Source organism: Chryseobacterium antibioticum (genome assembly GCF_012927325.1).
In the GTDB taxonomy this organism is placed as follows: Bacteria; Bacteroidota; Bacteroidia; order Flavobacteriales; family Weeksellaceae; genus Chryseobacterium; species Chryseobacterium antibioticum.
On sequence record NZ_JABBGI010000001.1, the window covers coordinates 223,341 to 240,540 of the forward strand.

Annotated in this window: 18 protein-coding genes; 14 read left to right on the top strand and 4 right to left on the bottom strand. The window is 36.5% G+C overall.

Annotation, left to right across the window (positions count from 1 at the left end; all coding sequences use genetic code 11):
* The first annotated feature begins 66 nt into the window (after window positions 1-66).
* Window positions 67-777 carry a cell division ATP-binding protein FtsE gene (locus tag HHL23_RS01090; RefSeq protein WP_034746623.1) on the top strand — a complete coding sequence of 237 codons (711 nt, stop codon included), beginning with the start codon at window positions 67-69 and terminating at the stop codon, window positions 775-777.
* Window positions 778-858: 81 nt separating this feature from the next.
* Here HHL23_RS01090 and HHL23_RS01095 read toward each other — a convergent pair whose 3' ends face one another.
* From HHL23_RS01095 to HHL23_RS01105, 3 genes are read right to left on the bottom strand one after another with little or no spacing between them, the layout of a single operon-like run.
* Entirely contained in the window at window positions 859-1,554 is a 696-nt protein-coding gene (locus tag HHL23_RS01095; RefSeq protein ID WP_169232990.1) for a tRNA1(Val) (adenine(37)-N6)-methyltransferase, read from the bottom strand.
* The gene (locus tag HHL23_RS01100; RefSeq protein WP_169232991.1) at window positions 1,554-3,008 is read right to left on the bottom strand and encodes a sensor histidine kinase; all 1,455 of its coding nucleotides are present in this window, start codon (window positions 3,006-3,008) and stop codon (window positions 1,554-1,556) included. Before HHL23_RS01100 ends, HHL23_RS01095 begins: the two co-directional genes overlap by 1 nt.
* A 1-nt stretch (window position 3,009) precedes the next feature.
* Window positions 3,010-3,594 (bottom strand): riboflavin synthase, encoded by a 585-nt coding sequence (locus tag HHL23_RS01105; protein ID WP_169232992.1) that lies wholly within the window; start codon window positions 3,592-3,594, stop codon window positions 3,010-3,012.
* A 48-nt stretch (window positions 3,595-3,642) separates the two neighbouring features.
* On the opposite strand from HHL23_RS01105, the gene pdxA reads away from it, so the two are divergent.
* From pdxA to HHL23_RS01150, 9 genes are all read left to right on the top strand, one after another.
* Complete coding sequence (pdxA, locus tag HHL23_RS01110) at window positions 3,643-4,734, top strand: 4-hydroxythreonine-4-phosphate dehydrogenase PdxA (RefSeq protein ID WP_169232993.1); 1,092 nt, start codon at window positions 3,643-3,645, stop codon at window positions 4,732-4,734.
* Between the two features lie 84 nt (window positions 4,735-4,818).
* Window positions 4,819-5,355 carry a YceD family protein gene (locus tag HHL23_RS01115; protein ID WP_169232994.1) on the top strand — a complete coding sequence of 179 codons (537 nt, stop codon included), beginning with the start codon at window positions 4,819-4,821 and terminating at the stop codon, window positions 5,353-5,355.
* Between the two features lie 66 nt (window positions 5,356-5,421).
* Entirely contained in the window at window positions 5,422-5,625 is a 204-nt protein-coding gene (rpmF, locus tag HHL23_RS01120) for a 50S ribosomal protein L32 (protein ID WP_007843326.1), read from the top strand.
* A 126-nt stretch (window positions 5,626-5,751) separates the two neighbouring features.
* The gene (gene accB, locus HHL23_RS01125) at window positions 5,752-6,231 is read left to right on the top strand and encodes an acetyl-CoA carboxylase biotin carboxyl carrier protein (RefSeq protein WP_169232995.1); all 480 of its coding nucleotides are present in this window, start codon (window positions 5,752-5,754) and stop codon (window positions 6,229-6,231) included.
* A 93-nt stretch (window positions 6,232-6,324) separates the two neighbouring features.
* Entirely contained in the window at window positions 6,325-7,680 is a 1,356-nt protein-coding gene (accC, locus tag HHL23_RS01130) for an acetyl-CoA carboxylase biotin carboxylase subunit (protein WP_076508879.1), read from the top strand.
* A 327-nt stretch (window positions 7,681-8,007) separates the two neighbouring features.
* Window positions 8,008-8,412, top strand: coding sequence for a type VI secretion system tube protein TssD (gene tssD, locus HHL23_RS01135; RefSeq protein WP_169232996.1), 405 nt, complete (start codon window positions 8,008-8,010; stop codon window positions 8,410-8,412).
* A 359-nt stretch (window positions 8,413-8,771) separates the two neighbouring features.
* A complete protein-coding gene (rocD, locus tag HHL23_RS01140) occupies window positions 8,772-10,019 on the top strand; it encodes an ornithine--oxo-acid transaminase (protein WP_169232997.1) in 1,248 nt (415 codons plus the stop codon).
* Window positions 10,019-10,774 (top strand): glycosyltransferase family 2 protein, encoded by a 756-nt coding sequence (locus tag HHL23_RS01145; RefSeq protein ID WP_169232998.1) that lies wholly within the window; start codon window positions 10,019-10,021, stop codon window positions 10,772-10,774. The genes rocD and HHL23_RS01145 overlap by 1 nt, the downstream gene beginning before the upstream one ends.
* A gap of 405 nt (window positions 10,775-11,179) precedes the next feature.
* Window positions 11,180-11,923 carry a polysaccharide deacetylase family protein gene (locus HHL23_RS01150; RefSeq protein ID WP_169232999.1) on the top strand — a complete coding sequence of 248 codons (744 nt, stop codon included), beginning with the start codon at window positions 11,180-11,182 and terminating at the stop codon, window positions 11,921-11,923.
* Here HHL23_RS01150 and HHL23_RS01155 read toward each other — a convergent pair.
* Window positions 11,920-12,999, bottom strand: a complete 1,080-nt coding sequence (locus HHL23_RS01155) for a glycosyltransferase family 4 protein (RefSeq protein ID WP_169233000.1) — start codon at window positions 12,997-12,999, stop codon at window positions 11,920-11,922. The two genes, HHL23_RS01150 and HHL23_RS01155, sit on opposite strands and share 4 nt — an antisense overlap.
* Window positions 13,000-13,058: 59 nt before the next feature.
* On the opposite strand from HHL23_RS01155, the gene HHL23_RS01160 reads away from it, so the two are divergent.
* From HHL23_RS01160 to HHL23_RS01175, 4 genes are all read left to right on the top strand, one after another.
* On the top strand, window positions 13,059-14,036 hold the full coding sequence (locus HHL23_RS01160) for a glycosyltransferase family protein (RefSeq protein WP_169233001.1): 978 nt from the start codon (window positions 13,059-13,061) through the stop codon (window positions 14,034-14,036).
* Window positions 14,033-15,220 carry a glycosyltransferase family 4 protein gene (locus HHL23_RS01165; RefSeq protein ID WP_169233002.1) on the top strand — a complete coding sequence of 396 codons (1,188 nt, stop codon included), beginning with the start codon at window positions 14,033-14,035 and terminating at the stop codon, window positions 15,218-15,220. The genes HHL23_RS01160 and HHL23_RS01165 overlap by 4 nt, the downstream gene beginning before the upstream one ends.
* A 65-nt stretch (window positions 15,221-15,285) precedes the next feature.
* Window positions 15,286-16,506 carry a glycosyltransferase family 61 protein gene (locus HHL23_RS01170; RefSeq protein WP_169233003.1) on the top strand — a complete coding sequence of 407 codons (1,221 nt, stop codon included), beginning with the start codon at window positions 15,286-15,288 and terminating at the stop codon, window positions 16,504-16,506.
* On the top strand, window positions 16,503-16,964 hold the full coding sequence (locus tag HHL23_RS01175) for an N-acetyltransferase (RefSeq protein WP_169233004.1): 462 nt from the start codon (window positions 16,503-16,505) through the stop codon (window positions 16,962-16,964). Before HHL23_RS01170 ends, HHL23_RS01175 begins: the two co-directional genes overlap by 4 nt.
* The last annotated feature ends 236 nt before the right edge of the window (window positions 16,965-17,200 follow it).

Below are 17,200 nucleotides of genomic sequence, written 5' to 3' on the forward strand. Positions count from 1 at the left end.
AAGCTTCTTTTTTCTATTTTTAAGATCTGAAAAAATATTTTAGAAATAGCACGATAAAATTGAATTATGCCGCATACAAATATCTCCGGAGATAATATTATAAGTTTACAGCACGCAAAAATTGCGCAAAAAAACTTCACTGTTCTTTCTGACGTTAATCTTAACATCAAAAAAGGCAGATTCTGCTACCTTATCGGAAAGACAGGTTCCGGAAAAAGTTCACTTCTGAAAACGCTTTACGGACACATCCCTTTAGCATCAGGACACGGAGCTGTAGTAGGTTTTGAACTGGCTAAACTGAGACCTTCAGACATTCCTAACCTGAGAAGAAAATTAGGAATCGTATTCCAGGATTTCCAACTTCTTTCTGACAGAACCGTTGAGAAAAACCTGAAATTTGTTCTTGAAGCAACAGGCTGGAACGATAAAGTAAAAATGGAGGACCGCATCAACGAAGTGTTGGGAAGTGTAAACATGAAAAGTAAAAAGCACAAGATGCCGCATGAACTTTCCGGAGGAGAGCAGCAACGTGTCGCTATTGCCAGAGCTTTACTCAACCACCCAGACCTTATCTTAGCCGATGAGCCCACAGGAAACCTTGACCCGGAAACATCCAATGAAATCATGACCCTTCTAAAGCAGGTAGCCCTTGAAAATGGAGCCGCTGTAGTAATGGCAACACATGACTACCATATGATCCAGAACTTCCCGGGAGAAGCGATCAGATGTGAAGATGGAAAAGTTTCAGTACTGGATACGGCTGAACTATTTGAGTAAGAGTAAAGAGTTTAAAGAATTAGTAATCAAAAGATAAGCTGAAACTTAATCATCTAACTTCTAATCTCTAGCTTCTAAATTCTATTTTTTAAAGATATGAAACTCCTTTGTGAGTTCAAGATATGAGTCCGAGTATTGTCTCGGACTTTTTTCTATAACAAAATCAGATTCTTCAACCGGTATTTCTCCTGATGAAAATTCAAGAACTACTCTTTTTGTTTTTGAATTTTCAATTCCTTTAATATGAACTCTCCGCATCAGAAATAAGCTATTTTCTAAAGCCGTTTGAATAAAAACATCTCCAGCCTCGGCAGGAATAATAACCGACAAAACACCATCATCTGACAGTAGTTTTCCAGAAGATTCAATAAGTTGCTGAAAGTTCAGTTCCACGGTTTGACGTGCAATTTTGTCTTTATCTGAAGGAGATTCTTCAAAATAAGGGGGATTTGAAACAATCAGATCAAATTTCGTCTCTGTTTCAAAAGTTTTAAGATCCTGATGAATATTTTTCAGTCGTACATGAAAAGGTGAATGTTCAAAATTTCTTTGGGTAAGCAAAGCTGCCTCTTCATTGATATCAAGACCCAGAAAAAATGCCCGGGTATTTCTTTGAGCAAGCATTAATGAGATCAAGCCAGTTCCTGTTCCTACTTCCAAAACTCGCGAAGCATTGACCACATTGGCTAAAACACCAAGCAATACTCCATCCGTGCCTACACGGAAGACGTCTTTTGACTGCTGAATTTCAAAATATTTAAACTTAAAAGGCTTCACTATAAATTGGTAGGCAGTGTAATAGTAAATGTAGACCCCTTCCCTACTTCTGATTTCACAGCAATCTCACCTTTGTAATCCTCGATCATTTTTCTGACCATAGAAAGACCAAGTCCCATTCCACTGTTTTTAGAGGTAAAATTAGGTTCAAATATTCTTTCGTACATATTTTCCGGAATCCCGATTCCGTTATCCTGTACAGAAATCATCACCCTTCTCTGATGCTGTTCCACATCTACATTGATGATCAGTTTGCGCTCATCACTTTGCGCCTGTTTTGCATTGGTTACAAGGTTGGTAATGATCCTGGACAGATAAATCCGGTCCATATTGATCATGATGTTCCCTTTATTGGAATGCATAAAAATACTGTCATCATTGAAAACACGCAGAATATCTTCAACTTCGGTATTGAGGTTAATGACCTCATTATTTTTTTCCGGAAGTTTTGCAAATTCCGAGAAAGCTGAAGCAACAGTAGCAATCAGGTCGATCTGATCTACCATGGTTTTACTCATCTGCTTTACTCTTTCTCTGATATTCGGATCTTCAGGATCAAATTTTCTTTCAAAATTCTGAATGGTAAGCTTCATTGGGGTAAGCGGATTCTTCACTTCGTGAGCTACCTGCTTTGCCATTTCCCTCCAGGCCTCTTCAGATGCTTTGAATCTAAGTCTTTCTTTCTGGTCCTGAATCTGTAGGATCATTCTGTTATAAGCTCTAGCCAAGGCATTAAGCTCATCATTTTTATAATATCTGATCGGGCGCATTTCATTTTCAAATAATGTAATACGGGTGATCATATCAGAAAATTTAGTGATATTTTTCGCTAGGCTGTTAGAAGTTACCCAGCTTATCCAGATACTGAACAGAATAAGAAAAATATCTACCAAAAGAATATACTTGATATACTGGTGAAGAACATCCAGATAGGCGGATTCATTGTGATACAAAGGAATATATACGATCCCTATAGGTTCCAGCTCATTGTTTTTCAAAAGCAGATAAGATGAAGTACGTCCTGCATCTTTGGTCTTGTCGTATCCTCTGATATCAACTCTGGAATCAGTGGCCAGAATTTTATTAACAATATTGATAGGAATTGTTTTCTGATCGATCAGACTTTCATCTTTATTGGAAAGAAGGTAACTTCCTTTCAGATCATAGATCACAATATCGTGCTGGTTGATATCTGCTATTTCAAAAATCTTATTTCCCAATACGTTTGGTAGATCCTCTGTCTCTACAAGAGTTCGGCTAACCGCATAATCGAGATATCTCATCACAGCATTGGTCTTCTCCTGCATATCAATATTACTCTGCTGCAGAGAATTATTCCTTAAGACAAAATAGGGAACCAGCGATGTGGCAACAACACTTAAAAAACATACGAGTAGGAATCCGAAAAACACGCGGTTCCTTAAGCTGTATCCTTTGTATTTACTTATTGGCATCCTACTTTTTAATTAACCTAGCAATATACTTACCAATGATGTCAAATTCTAAATTTACTTTGTCTCCGATTTTCAGATGCTGCATATTGGTAAATTCCCAGGTATACGGAATAATAGCAACGGAAAACTGGGTGTCTTCGCTTTTTGCTACAGTAAGACTAATTCCGTTCACCGTAATGGATCCTTGTGGAACAGTTACGAAATTACCGTCATCTTCATACTTAACCGTAATAAAGTAACTTCCGTCTTTATTTTCTATACCAGCCACTTCCCCGGTCTTGTCAACATGCCCCTGCACAATATGTCCATCTAACCTTCCATCCATTTTCATGCATCGTTCAAGGTTGACGACTGTACCAACATCCCATTTTCCAAGATTGGTCTTTTCTAATGTTTCATTGATTGCCGTTACTACATATTGATTGTTTTTAATCTCAACAACCGTCAGGCAACATCCGTTATGAGCCAGGCTCTGGTCTATTTTTAATTCGCTGGTAAAAGGACATGTTAAGGTGAAATCTATGTTGCTTCCTTTTTCTTCAATCTTTTCAATAACACCAACTGCTTCAATAATTCCTGTGAACATATTATTTTTTGCTAAATTTGTAAATTATAATCTTCAAAGATAATCAAAATGAGCCCAAAAAACCATAAAGTACGAGTAGGAATTTCAATCGGTGATTTTAACGGCATTGGCCCGGAAATCATCATGAAGTCTCTGAAAGACAAAACCATTACGGACTTTTTCACTCCGGTGATTTTTGGCTCGGGAAAGTTATTTACCTTCCAGAAAAATATTTTCAAGCTGAATCTTAATTTCAACTACGTCAACGAAGCTTCCCAGGCGCAGCCAGGAAAACTCAATATGGTAAACCTGACCAAGGACAATGTGAACGTAGAATTAGGAACCCCAACGGAAGAATCTACCCAAATGGCGATTGATTCTCTGGAACTGGCTACTGAAGCCTTAATGAAAGGCGACATTGACGTTCTGGTTACAGCGCCCATCAATAAAGATGAAATGATGAAAATGGGCTTTAAGCATGCCGGACACACAGGATATTTTGAAGAAAAATTCAGTAAGAAAGGACTGATGTTCTTAGTTACTGAAGATCTGAAAGTAGCCGTTTCTACTCACCACATCCCGATTGCCAGCGTTGCAGAAAATATTTCCAAAGAAAAAATAAAAAAACAGATCAGAGCCCTGAATCAGACATTGATTGAAGATTTCTGCATTTCGAAACCTAAAATTGCCGTATTGGGATTGAACCCCCATGCAGGAGATGGCGGTGTGATTGGAAAAGAAGAAATTGAGATCATTGAACCGGCCATTAAAGAACTTTCAGATAATGGAACACTGGCTTTCGGGCCTTATCCTGCAGACAGCTTCTTCCAGCCAAATAAATATAAAAATTTCGATGCTGTTTTAGCTATGTATCACGACCAGGGGCTGGCTCCATTCAAAACATTAGCTTATGAAGAAGGGGTGAATTATACGGCCGGACTTCCCTTTATCAGAACCTCGCCGGACCACGGTGTTGCCTATGATATTGCTGGGAAAAACATTGCCGATGAACAGAGTTTTACAGAAGCCATCTTCACTGCTATTAAAATCTTCAAGAACAGAAGTGAATATAACGATCTGATGACCAACCGTATGCAACCGAGAAAAGTATCTGTTGATAACGGAGTAGATGAGGATCTGCCGGATGAAAACGAGGCATAATTCGTTAAAACAAATTTTAAATTAATTTGTTATGGATTTTATTTGTTATTATAAAAAAATTGCATATTTTTGCACACTCATTTTATGGACAAGTTAAGAAACTATGACGTAAGCTTTTCCGGACTCAAAAACGGAAAGCACGTGTTCAAATTTGAGATAGATAATACGTTCTTTCAATTATTTGACACTGAACAGGAATTTACAAATCCTAAAATAGTAGCCGATGTTTTTCTTGAAAAACATACTACCTTTTTAGAATTTGAGATCAAAGTAGACGGGACAGTAGAACTCATTTGTGATCTCACGAATGATGAATTCGAGCATCCTATTGAAAACGAGATTGGAATTTTGGTACATTTTGGTGAAGAATATGACGACAGCAATGAAGATGTCATTACTATTCCAGCCTCAGATCATGCATTCAATGTGGCACAACTGATCTACGAAAATGTACAGCTTTCTATACCGATGAAAAAAATTTCACCGAATGTAAGCGATGAAGATCTTGAGATTCTAAACAGGTTCAGTCCAAAAGATATTGAAGAACCTGAAGAGGAAGAAGAGAAACATGAAAGCGACCCGAGATGGGAAGCGCTGAGAAAGTTAAAAGACAATAATTAAATAAAATAATTTAAATATGATGAGATGATGAATCTCATCGCTCATCAATTAAAAAAGTTATTCAAAATGGCACATCCTAAGAGAAGACAGTCGTCCACAAGAAGAGATAAGAGAAGAACTCATTATAAAGCAGTAGTTCCTCAATTAGCGAAAGATGCAACAACTGGTGAACTTCACCTTTACCACAGAGCTCACTGGCATGAAGGAAAACTTTACTACAGAGGTAAAGTAGTATTGGAAAAAGAAGTAGCAACTACAGAAGAAAACTAAGAGTCGCTTTTCACTGAAAAGCCTCATTTTAATACAAAAACCGCCCAATTTTGATAAAATCGGGCGGTTTTTTGTTGTTTTTTATGTTTTTTTGGTATCTTTGGGACAAAATCAAATATCAAATTTATGGACATTAAAGACATACAAAATCTTATCAAGTTTGTATCTAAGGCTGAAGTTTCAGAAGTAAAATACAAAACTAAAGATTTCGAAATCACTATTAAAACTCCATTAGCCGGTAGCGATGCGGTTTATGCACAACCAGCAGTTTACCATACAGCTCCTCAGGCTGCAGCAGCTCCAGCTCATGTAGCAGCTCCGGCGGCTCCTGCTGAAAAAGCTGAACCCGTATCTGATGACAGCAAATATGTTACGATTAAGTCTCCAATGATTGGGACTTTCTACAGAAAGCCATCTCCGGATAAAGATGTATTCGTAAACGTAGGCGACGAGGTTTCTATAGGAAAAGTAGTTTGTGTAATCGAAGCAATGAAGTTATTCAACCAGATCGATTCTGAGATCAGCGGAAAAATCGTGAAGATCTTGGTAGATGATGCTACTCCGGTAGAATACGATCAGCCTTTATTCTTAGTAGATCCATCTTAAGGAATTTTAGATGAAAGATTATAAATTTTAGATGAATCCTTTTCATTTAAAATAATTTAAAATTCAAAATTTATAATTTAAAATTTCGGAGAGATGTTCAAAAAAATATTAATAGCCAATCGTGGCGAAATTGCAATGCGTATTTTACGTACATGCAAAGAAATGGGGATCAAAACCGTTGCGGTATATTCTACTGCAGACAAAGATAGTCTTCACGTAAGATTTGCTGATGAAGCAGTTTGTATAGGTCCTCCTATGAGCAAAGACTCATACCTTAAAATCCCTAACATTATTGCGGCGGCAGAAATTACCAATGCTGATGCTATACACCCAGGTTATGGATTCCTGTCTGAAAATGCCAACTTCTCCAGAATCTGTCAGAAAAACAACATCAAGTTTATTGGTGCTTCTCCTGAGCAGATCGAAAAAATGGGAGATAAAGCAAACGCTAAAGCAACCATGAAAGCTGCAGGTGTACCATGTGTACCTGGTTCTGACGGATTGATTGAATCTTACGAGCATGCTGTAAAAGTGGCTGCAGAAACAGGATATCCTGTCATGATCAAGGCTACTGCAGGTGGTGGTGGAAAAGGGATGAGAGCGGTATGGAAAGCCGAAGACCTTAAAGATCACTGGGAGTCTGCTATTCAGGAAGCTGTGGCTGCCTTCGGAAACGGAGGAATGTACATGGAAAAACTGATTGAAGAGCCTAGACATATCGAAATCCAGGTTGCTGGTGACCAGTACGGAAAAGCATGTCACCTTTCTGAAAGAGACTGTTCTGTACAGAGAAGAAACCAGAAACTGACCGAAGAAACTCCTTCTCCGTTCATGACTGACGAACTTCGTGAGAAAATGGGTGAAGCCGCTGTAAAAGCTGCAGAATTCATTGGATATGAAGGAGTAGGTACTATTGAATTCCTTGTAGACAAACATAGAAATTTCTATTTCATGGAAATGAATACAAGAATTCAGGTAGAGCACCCTATCACTGAGCAGGTTATTGATTATGACCTGATCAGAGAGCAGATTCTTCTTGCAGCAGGAACTCCTATTTCAGGAATCAACTATTACCCGAAACTACACTCCATCGAGTGTAGAATCAACGCTGAGGATCCTTATGCAGACTTCAGACCGTCTCCAGGGAAAATCACAGGATTAAATATTCCTGGCGGACACGGAATCAGAGTAGATACTCACGTGTATTCAGGGTATACAATTCCTTCTAACTATGACTCAATGATCGCTAAGCTTATCACAACGGCTCAAACCCGTGAAGAAGCTATCGCTAAAATGAGACGTGCCTTGGAAGAGTTCTATATTGAAGGGGTGAAAACTACCATTCCTTTCCACAGACAGCTGATGGATAATGAAGATTATTTAGCAGGAAACTATACAACAAAATTCATGGAAGATTTTGTAATGGATAGAAAGTATGATAATCACTAAGATTATTGATATATAAATTTCAAACTGCCTCTTTCGGGGCAGTTTTTTTATTTCTATGTCTTTAGTATCATTTATTTTTTTCAAAAAATCCTGGAACTCCTTTTCTTATCCTCCTTCCACCTCCCCATCCATCGGAAGCTACCAAGCAGTTACTACAGACCCCATAAACTACTGATTAACAACAAATAGAACCCTAACAATTGTCAGTCGAAGAATTACGACACTTTTTAAAATTTCTTCAAAAATTTTTTTTTGATACTATAATTACTTTTATTTTTGGTAACATAAGATAACAAAACACATAATTAACAATTAAAATTTACTATCATGGCAGAAAGAAATTCAAGAGGAATTTTAAAATTCAACGGCGGTGAAGGACAGAAGTTATTAAAACTTAACTACACGGTATCCCGCTCTACAGACGTATCCGGAAGAGTAGCCTCAGACCCTTCCAATGCATTAGTCAAAATCACAGTAGAAGCTACTGAAAAATCAGACATCCTGGAAAGCCTTCTTAACGGAAAGTATAAGCCTACAACAGGAGAGGTAACATTCAATAAATCTCACGAAGAAGGAACAATGACAACCTTGAAATGGGAGAACGGATATGTGATCCAGCATGAATTGGATTTCGATGCAGTAGACGACAACAGTATGTATATTACTTTCATTATCAGTGCAGAACAAATTGATCTTGGAACGTCTTCTTATAGAGGAGAATGGCCATCTTAAGAGTGTAATTCTACATCAGATAAAAATAACAGACAGAATAGTACACCCAACAATAGGAATACTATTCTGTCTTTTTTGCGGTACTCTCAATTTATATAAAAAAAGTTACAGATACTGCAGAATTGATTAACAAAAAACATAGTCCGAAAATAGTTGTGCTTTTTTTCTTCAAAATCCAAAGAAAAAAAATTCCATTCTTCAAAGATATAAAACCTGCATTGCGTGATTTGTAAAAGAAATATTTTCTAAAACATCGTAATCCAACCCTAAAATACACTTTAATTACTGTCGTGTACCGTATTACGTTTTTGTTCATGCATCTCATTAATAATGCTTAAATTTGTAGAAAACCAGAACATATGTCAACAGCAGCAACAGCAAAAAACTCACAGTATTTTATTGACCTTGAAGACAAACATGGAGCGCACAACTATCACCCACTTCCAGTGGTTCTTGACCGAGGGGAAGGCGTTTTTGTATGGGATGTAGAAGGCAAGAAATATTATGATTTTCTTTCAGCATATTCTGCTGTGAACCAAGGACATTCTCACCCTAAAATTGTAGCAGCATTAGTACATCAGGCACAAAAACTGGCCCTGACTTCAAGAGCATTCTACAATTCAAATCTTGGCGAATACGAGCAAAAAATTACCACTCTTTTCGGATTCGATAAGGTTCTTCCAATGAACTCCGGAGCTGAAGCCGTAGAAACTGCCGTAAAATTAGCCAGAAAATGGAGCTACGAAGTAAAGGGAATTTCAGAAAATGCAGCTAAGATCATCGTTTGTGAAAATAATTTTCACGGAAGAACAACAACGATAGTTTCTTTCTCTAATGATCCTGATGCCAACCTAAACTATGGCCCTTTCACTCCTGGATTCATCAAAATTCCTTACAATGATACTGCAGCACTGGAAGAAGTACTCAACAGAGAAGCAGGAAATATAGCCGCATTCTTAGTGGAGCCTATTCAGGGTGAAGCCGGTGTTTATGTTCCGGACGAAGGTTATCTGAAAAATGCTTCTGAACTATGTAAAAAATATAACGTCCTTTTCATTGCTGACGAAGTTCAGACGGGTATTGCAAGAACAGGACAACTAATCGCATGTCACCACGAAAATGTACAGCCGGATATTCTGATCTTAGGAAAAGCCCTTTCCGGAGGAATGTATCCTGTATCAGCCGTATTGGCCAATGACAGCATCATGAGTGTAATTAAGCCGGGACAACACGGTTCTACATTCGGAGGAAATCCTATTGCATGCGCAGTAGCAGTAGCCGCATTGGATGTGGTTGCTGATGAAAAACTTTCAGAAAGAGCTGAACAATTAGGCCAGCTTTTCAGATCTGAGATCGAAAAGATTATCGAAAAGAACAGCCTTATTACCAAAGTAAGAGGAAAAGGTCTTTTAAATGCTATTTTGATCAACGACACTCCGGACAGCTCTACAGCATGGAACTTATGTCTTCAGCTGAAAGAAAACGGACTTCTGGCAAAACCAACCCACGGAAATATCATCAGATTGGCTCCGCCTTTGGTTATTACAGAAGAGCAGTTATTAGACTGTGTCAAAATTATTGAAAAAACTATTACAGAATTTCGTTAATGAAGTTATCAGTCTGTTATATTGTTCTAAATGGAGAAAGAATCATAGAGAAAAGTATCAATAGCATTTACGAAATAGCTGATGAGATTATTGTCGTTGATTCTTTTTCCACAGACAAAACTGAGGAGATCTGTACCGGGTTTCCGAAAGTAAAATTTATCAGAAAAAAATTTCTCGGCTTCGGCTGTCAGAAAAACTATACCCTGTCTGAAGCTTCGGGAGAATGGATCTTGTTCCTTGATTCCGACGAAGTTCCGGATGAAACAGCTGTACATGCTATTAAAGAAATTTTAAAAAATTCCAATCCGTCTTATAACGTCTATGAGATCCACTTCAACAATATTTTGCTGAAGAAAACCATTAAATACGGAGGTTGGGGCAATGTTTGGAGGGAAAGATTCTTCAAAAAAGGTCATGGGAAATATACTGATGATCTGGTACATGAATGCTTTATTACACAGGACAGAAAAGGGAAACTGCCTGGAAACATCAACCATTACACTTATAAAAGTATTGCCCATCATATTGAAAAGATCAACAACTACACCCAGCTGATGGCCGAAAAAAAGGTTTCCAGTGGAAAATCAGTATCTCTTTTTAAGGTTATATTTTCTCCTTTTTATGATTTTATGAAAACATACTTTTTCAAGTTTGGCTTTCTGGATGGTGTTGCAGGATTTTATATTTCTATCACGGGTGCATTTTATACTTTCCTGAAATATATAAAGATCAACGAAATTCTCAAATTCAAATAATATCCTTTGGACAGAAATAAAAAACAGCCGGACTGCCACTAATTTTACAGCAGCCGGCTGTTTGTTTTTTACCCCCTAACAGACTCATTACCTCTTTTAACCACACAATCGGCTATATATAAGTCGAATGGTTCCAGTTTATCCTTTTAAAGCACCTATTTAACCTCTCTTTATTAGCTTTGCGCTTAATTGTTCAGTATCTCAAACGTATTTTAATGTATTTTTAAGCTACTGCATTCATTATTTAATTAATTTTGAGTAGTGTAACAGTTGTCTGTTTATGTAGACTCATACCCTATAACAGGTAATAGATTAGCTCATCCATAAAAACAATAGAATTACAGGGACCATAATTTTTTCAGGAACAAATTTAATGAAAATTATAATCTAAAAATTCAGATAACCATGATCAGATTTGTTAAAAGGACTCTTGGATTTTCAAGTACAGAGAGTGTACGTATCCTCATGTATCATAAAGTTCTTCCGGAGAAAGAAATCTCTGGTAAAGATTTTCTTACCGTATCGGCAGAAGATCTTGAAAAACAGTTCCAATACATTAAAAATCATTATAACACTTTATTTTTTAATGAACTAAGTACCAGCAGTCATCTGAAGGCTAAACTCATCCTGACTTTTGATGACGGCTATCTCAACAATCTTCAATACCTAGTTCCGTTACTGGAAAAATACCAGCTAAAATCTACGATTTTCATCCCAACCGGGCTTATTCAGAATAATGAGGCAGATAAAAACCGCAATATGATGACGTTTGAAGAGATCAGATCTCTTAATCCTCAATATGTTGAAATTGCCCTACACAGTCATTCCCACAAGAACTATTCACAGATTTCTCTGCAGGAAGCGGCGGACGACCTTCAGGAAAACATCCGTAACCTTGAGGAAAAAAAGATCCGGTTTACAAAGGTCCTCGCCTACCCATACGGCAAGTTTCCCAAAAAGGAAGAACAGAAAAAGAATTTTTTTGCCATGCTTGAAAAAGCCGGAATTACTTCTGCGGTGCGTATCGGTAATAATATTGCCTATTATCCCTGGAAGAATAAATTTGAGATCAAAAGAATTGATATTAAAGGGGGCGACAGCTTCAGCGTGTTTAAGTGGAAACTAAGGCTCGGAAAGATTAAGCTTTAATTCAGCAGTTCACTGTAAAGTTTTTCGTAAGCATCAGCCATTTCGCGATATCCGAACTTCAATGCTCTTTCTTTTAATTGTGAAGCGTATTCATCTGTTTTAGCTCCGTAAGCCTGCATTCCGGATGCATACACATGTTGCATATGCTCTCCCGAGAAATCCTCAAAATAAAAAGCCAGTTCTCCACCAATTTCAGGAAGACTCGTCAATTTACTTAAAAAGACAGGTTTTCCATAATACATTGCTTCTACAGGGGGAATTCCAAAACCTTCAGCCAATGATGGGTGGCAATATGATTCACAGTGCTGCAGCAGAAAATACTTCTCATTATTATCTATATTTTCCAGGATATGGACTCTACTTTCTAATCCTAATGTCTTTATTTTCTCCAGAAACTTCTCTTTATAAGCAGATTTCGCGGAAGAAGTTACAAGCACCAAATCCCTGTCATTCTGTGAAATAAGGTCCAGCAGGACTTCCTGGTTCTTTTTAGGAAAAAGGACTCCAATATTTAAAATGTATTTTTTACCCATGAAACTATAAGTACACTCAGACTTGAATTCTGGAGTTTCAGGAAAGATCAGTCCGTTGTAGATCACTTCTACGCTGACATTATTTTTTAAAGTAAAAAGGTTTCTATTTTTAAGAAAATCATTTTTCACAAATTCAGAAATACACACCACGGCATCTGCATTCCCTATATTTTTCTGAACAATTTTTATAGCTTTTTTAATTTTTTGTTCAGAGCTTCCATCGTGGAGAAAATTGAGATCGTGGAGTGTCACTACTTTTTTCTGCCCTTTTTTTACCGTATGAAAATATTTAGAAAGCTGGTGAGCGGTATGGATCAGGGAAAAAGATTGGGTATTGATAGAAAATTTCTTTTGCCAGAACTTCCAGTCGATAATATTAAAGTTTTTTTTCGTCTGTGGAATATTTTTTTTTGGTCCGTAAAAAGTATATTCAAAATCAGACGTTTTCTCGTCCAGACCCTTTATTAATGAAACACATACGTTAGCAATTCCCGACTTCGGATACTTCAATCTTTCGGCATCAATTAAAATTTTCTGTCTCATTATAGCAAGGCTTTGCATCAAAAATATAAATTTAAATATGAAATTTTTATTTTTGCAGTATGAAAATTTGTTTAATCAGCTTCGATTTCTGGCATTATGATGAACACATCGTAGAAAAACTGAGTGATAGAGGCATTCAGGCTTGCCACATCAACATCGGAGCCTTTACCCATAAAAATACCGGAGAGCGTATAAAAAACACTTTCAGTAAAATTTTTCTGGGAAAAAACCCGAAATATCACAAAAGACAAAGTTTCATATTGGAATCTCTGGAAAAAATTGGCAAACAGGATCAGATTTTGGTCATCAATCCTGAAGCTATTGAAGAAAGCATCCATCAAAAAATAAGAGAATACGCAGACCGGAACATCGCTTATCTCTATGACAGTATGGCCAGAAATCCGGCAACTCATCTTTTGCATTATTTTGACACTGTATTTTCTTTTGATGATGAGGATGTTAAAAATTTCGGATTTGAAAAAATTACCAATTATAATTATCTTGAGCATGTTCCAGCATCCAAGCAGCATCCAAAATTGGATTTATTTTATATTACTTCTTATGATCAAAAAAGACTCACGGCCTTGAATCTGTTGATCAACAGACTGTCGTCTATGAAAATAAAATTTGAAGTATATATCGCAGGAAAGAAAGGCTGGAAAAACAAGCTGAATCAGTTCATTGATCAAAAGAATATTGACATTTTAAAATTCGGAAGAAAAAAAATACCTCATCACGCATTGCCGGCTTATTATAAGAACACGAAAGTTATTCTTGATCTCATGCGTGCTGATCAAACCGGACTCAGCTTCAGAATATTTGAAGCAATGGCTCTGGAAAAGAAAATCATTACCGATAATCCTACCATCAAAACTTATGATTTTTATAATCCCAACAACATTTTGGTACTGGATAAGAATTTCCGTAATGTAAAAAAAGATTTTTTCACTACGCCATACGAAAAACTGCCTGAGGAAGTTTATTATAAGTATACTCTTGATCATTGGGTAAATACTGTATTTAAACTGAATTCATGAAAGCAATAAAAAATGTACTTATCGTAACCCGGGAGTACCAATGTTCCCGCAACCCCAAAGTAGGTGGCACAGGCGTTTTTTATAAAAATTTATGTACAGAACTTGTAAAAAGAGGGATCTCAGTACATGTTTTCCTGATCTCAAAATATGCATTTGATCTTAAGGAAGATGGAGTGAACATTCATTCTATCAAGGATATTTTCAAAGCCAATCCTCTTCTTGAGCTGGTACGATCTTTTACCGGAAAAGTAAAAGCATTTGAACAAGTCCATTTTAAGACCTATTTGTCCGAGAAAAAAATAATATCAGATAGAATAAGTGCCTGGATTAAAAAAAATGATCTTCACTTTGACATTGCGGAAACCCATGACTTTGACGGTTTGGCTCTTACTATTCCTAAAGGACTTCCTTATGTGATCAGATGTCACGGCTCATGGTCTATACTTGAAAAATATTTTGGCTATAAAAAAGTTCATAAGGGACGGATTTTCTGTGAGAAAGAAGCTTTTAAAAATTCAAAAAACATTATTACCATCTCCAGGTATAATGAAACGATCAATAAGAGCCTGTTCGCCATCAAAGATCCAAAGCTCATTTACAACGGTATTGATGAACAATTCTACACACCTGCAGAAAATGTAGAAATTATTCCTAAATCTGTTTTCTTTTTAGGAAATGTCTCTTTTGAAAAGGGAGCCGAAACGCTGATTAATTCTTTTATCAAACTTAAAAAAAATTATCCTGAAGCATCCCTTCATTTCATAGGAAATCCTAATCATTATCCCACCTATATTACTGAGAATATTCACGATACAAAGACCAGAAATTCGATTCATTTTTATGGCAGTAAATCCGGCACCGAAATCGTCCAGCTCATCAGCAAGGCAGAGGTCGTATGCTTCCCCTCCAAAGGTGAAAATTTTAGCTTATCTTTGCTCGAGGTAATGGCCATGCAGAAACCTGTTGTATGTTCTGCGATAGACTCCTTCAAAGAAATTATACAGGAGCCCGTCAACGGCCTGATTGCTGAGGAAGACAACTTCCATGAAAAGATAGGTCTTATTTTTAAAGACGATGCTCTGAGAAACAGGTTATCACTGAATGCCCGGAAATTAATAGAATTAAAATTCGGCATTGATAAGATGGTTGATGAAACCATCAATTATTACCAGAAGATTATATAGAAAGACAAGATTTGTATTACTGGAAATAACGACCGAACTTCTTAGGTGATCTTAAGTTTTAGAATATGAATGCAAAGGAACAAATTGAAAATTTAGAAGAACAGCTTAAAGCACTTAGAAAAAAATATTATATCAAGTCTTTTTTCAGAAAAGCAAAAAGGCTTGTAACAGATTTTTTACCGCTGGATTCTATACCGTCTGAATACTGTACGGAAAAAATAAAGATCAGTGAAAAACAAGAGGTAGAAATTTTTCTTCCTAAAACTTTTTATGCTCCTCAGGCTTCTGTAAAAGCACCTAAAAATACCTTAGAGATTTTTGCACTCCAAAATGTACTCTGTATTCCTAATTCCACCTACTTTTTAAACCTGAAAAAAGATAAAATCTTTTACGAAAGATGGCATGATGACGAAAGGATTACTTATGTATACAATACCACCAATTTAATACAACATTCCATGACTCTTGCAAAAGTAAAGAATTACAAGAATGTGTATTATGATGATGAAGCTATTTTCCTGGGCGGAACTTTCACCTTCAATTATTATCATTTTCTGGTTGATATTCTTTCTAAAGTTGAGTTTTTTAAATATATCCCTGATGCTAAGAATAAACTGATTATCATAGATGAAGAAGTGCAAAAGGTTGAAAATATGAAAGACCTTCTGATGTTTTTTCTAAAGGATTATAAAATTGTATTTCTCAGCAACAATAAAAATTATTACCAGTTCAAAAAACTGTGGCATATAACGAGCATCAATTATGCCATCCCGAATATTATGCCGGGCGAAAAATATGAAGCCGGATTTGCAAAATTATCGAAATCTTCTCTGCAGTACCTTAGAAAAACAGCCTTTGATAATCTAAACCTAAGCAAGGTACGCATCGAGCCTATTAAAAAAGTATTTATTTCAAGAAAATCACAGTATAGAAAATATAATGATCATGAAATTTTTGAAACAGCAAAAAAATATGGGTTTGAAGAGGTTTTCTTTGAAGACCTTAACATTCACGAGCAAATCTACCTGGTAAATAAAGCTGATTATATCATAGGACCAACAGGAGCGGCATGGACCAACATCCTTTTTACAAATCCGGGAGCCAAAGGATTACTTTGGCTTAGTTCCGTTTGGGGAGATTTCGCTATTTTTTCTACATTAGCAAAAGAAATAGGGCTCGATTTACACTTTTATATTTATCCTCAGACAAGTAAAGATTTTCATGAAGATTATAACTTGGATCCTGAAATTTTCTCAAATGAACTAAAACAACTTTTAAACTTATGATAAATATACATCCTACTGCGGAAGTCCTAAGCAAATCTATTGGTGAAAATACAATGATATGGCAATACTGCGTTGTGCTTCCCAATGCCATAATAGGTGAGAATTGTAATATCAACTATAATGTTTTCATAGAAAATAATGTTTATATTGGAAATAATGTCACTATAAAACCGGGAGTACAAATATGGGATGGGATTTCTATTGAGGATGATGTTTTTATTGGGCCCAATGTAACTTTTACCAATGATAAAAACCCTGTATCCAAAAATAAAAATTTCACTTTACTAAAAACCACTGTCAAAAAAGGAGCCTCTATTGGAGCAAATGCAACCATACTTCCAGGAATTACCATTCATGAGAATGCAGTGGTAGGAGCAGGAAGTGTTGTGACAAAGGATATACCTGCCGGAGAAACCTGGTTTGGAAACCCGGCAAAAAAACAAAAAATTAAGATTTAAAGTTCGGAAGAAAAAACATCTCATCATACGCTGCCCATCTATTACAAGATTACTAAAGTTGTCTTTTACCTCATGCGTTCTGATCAGGCAGACCTAATTTCAGGATATTTGAAGCCATGGCAAAAATCATCACGGATAATCCAACCATTAAAGTCTGCGATCTTTATAATCCTCAATATTCTGGTACTGAATAAAAATTCCGTAACATAAAAAGATTTTTTTCATACCCCACACGA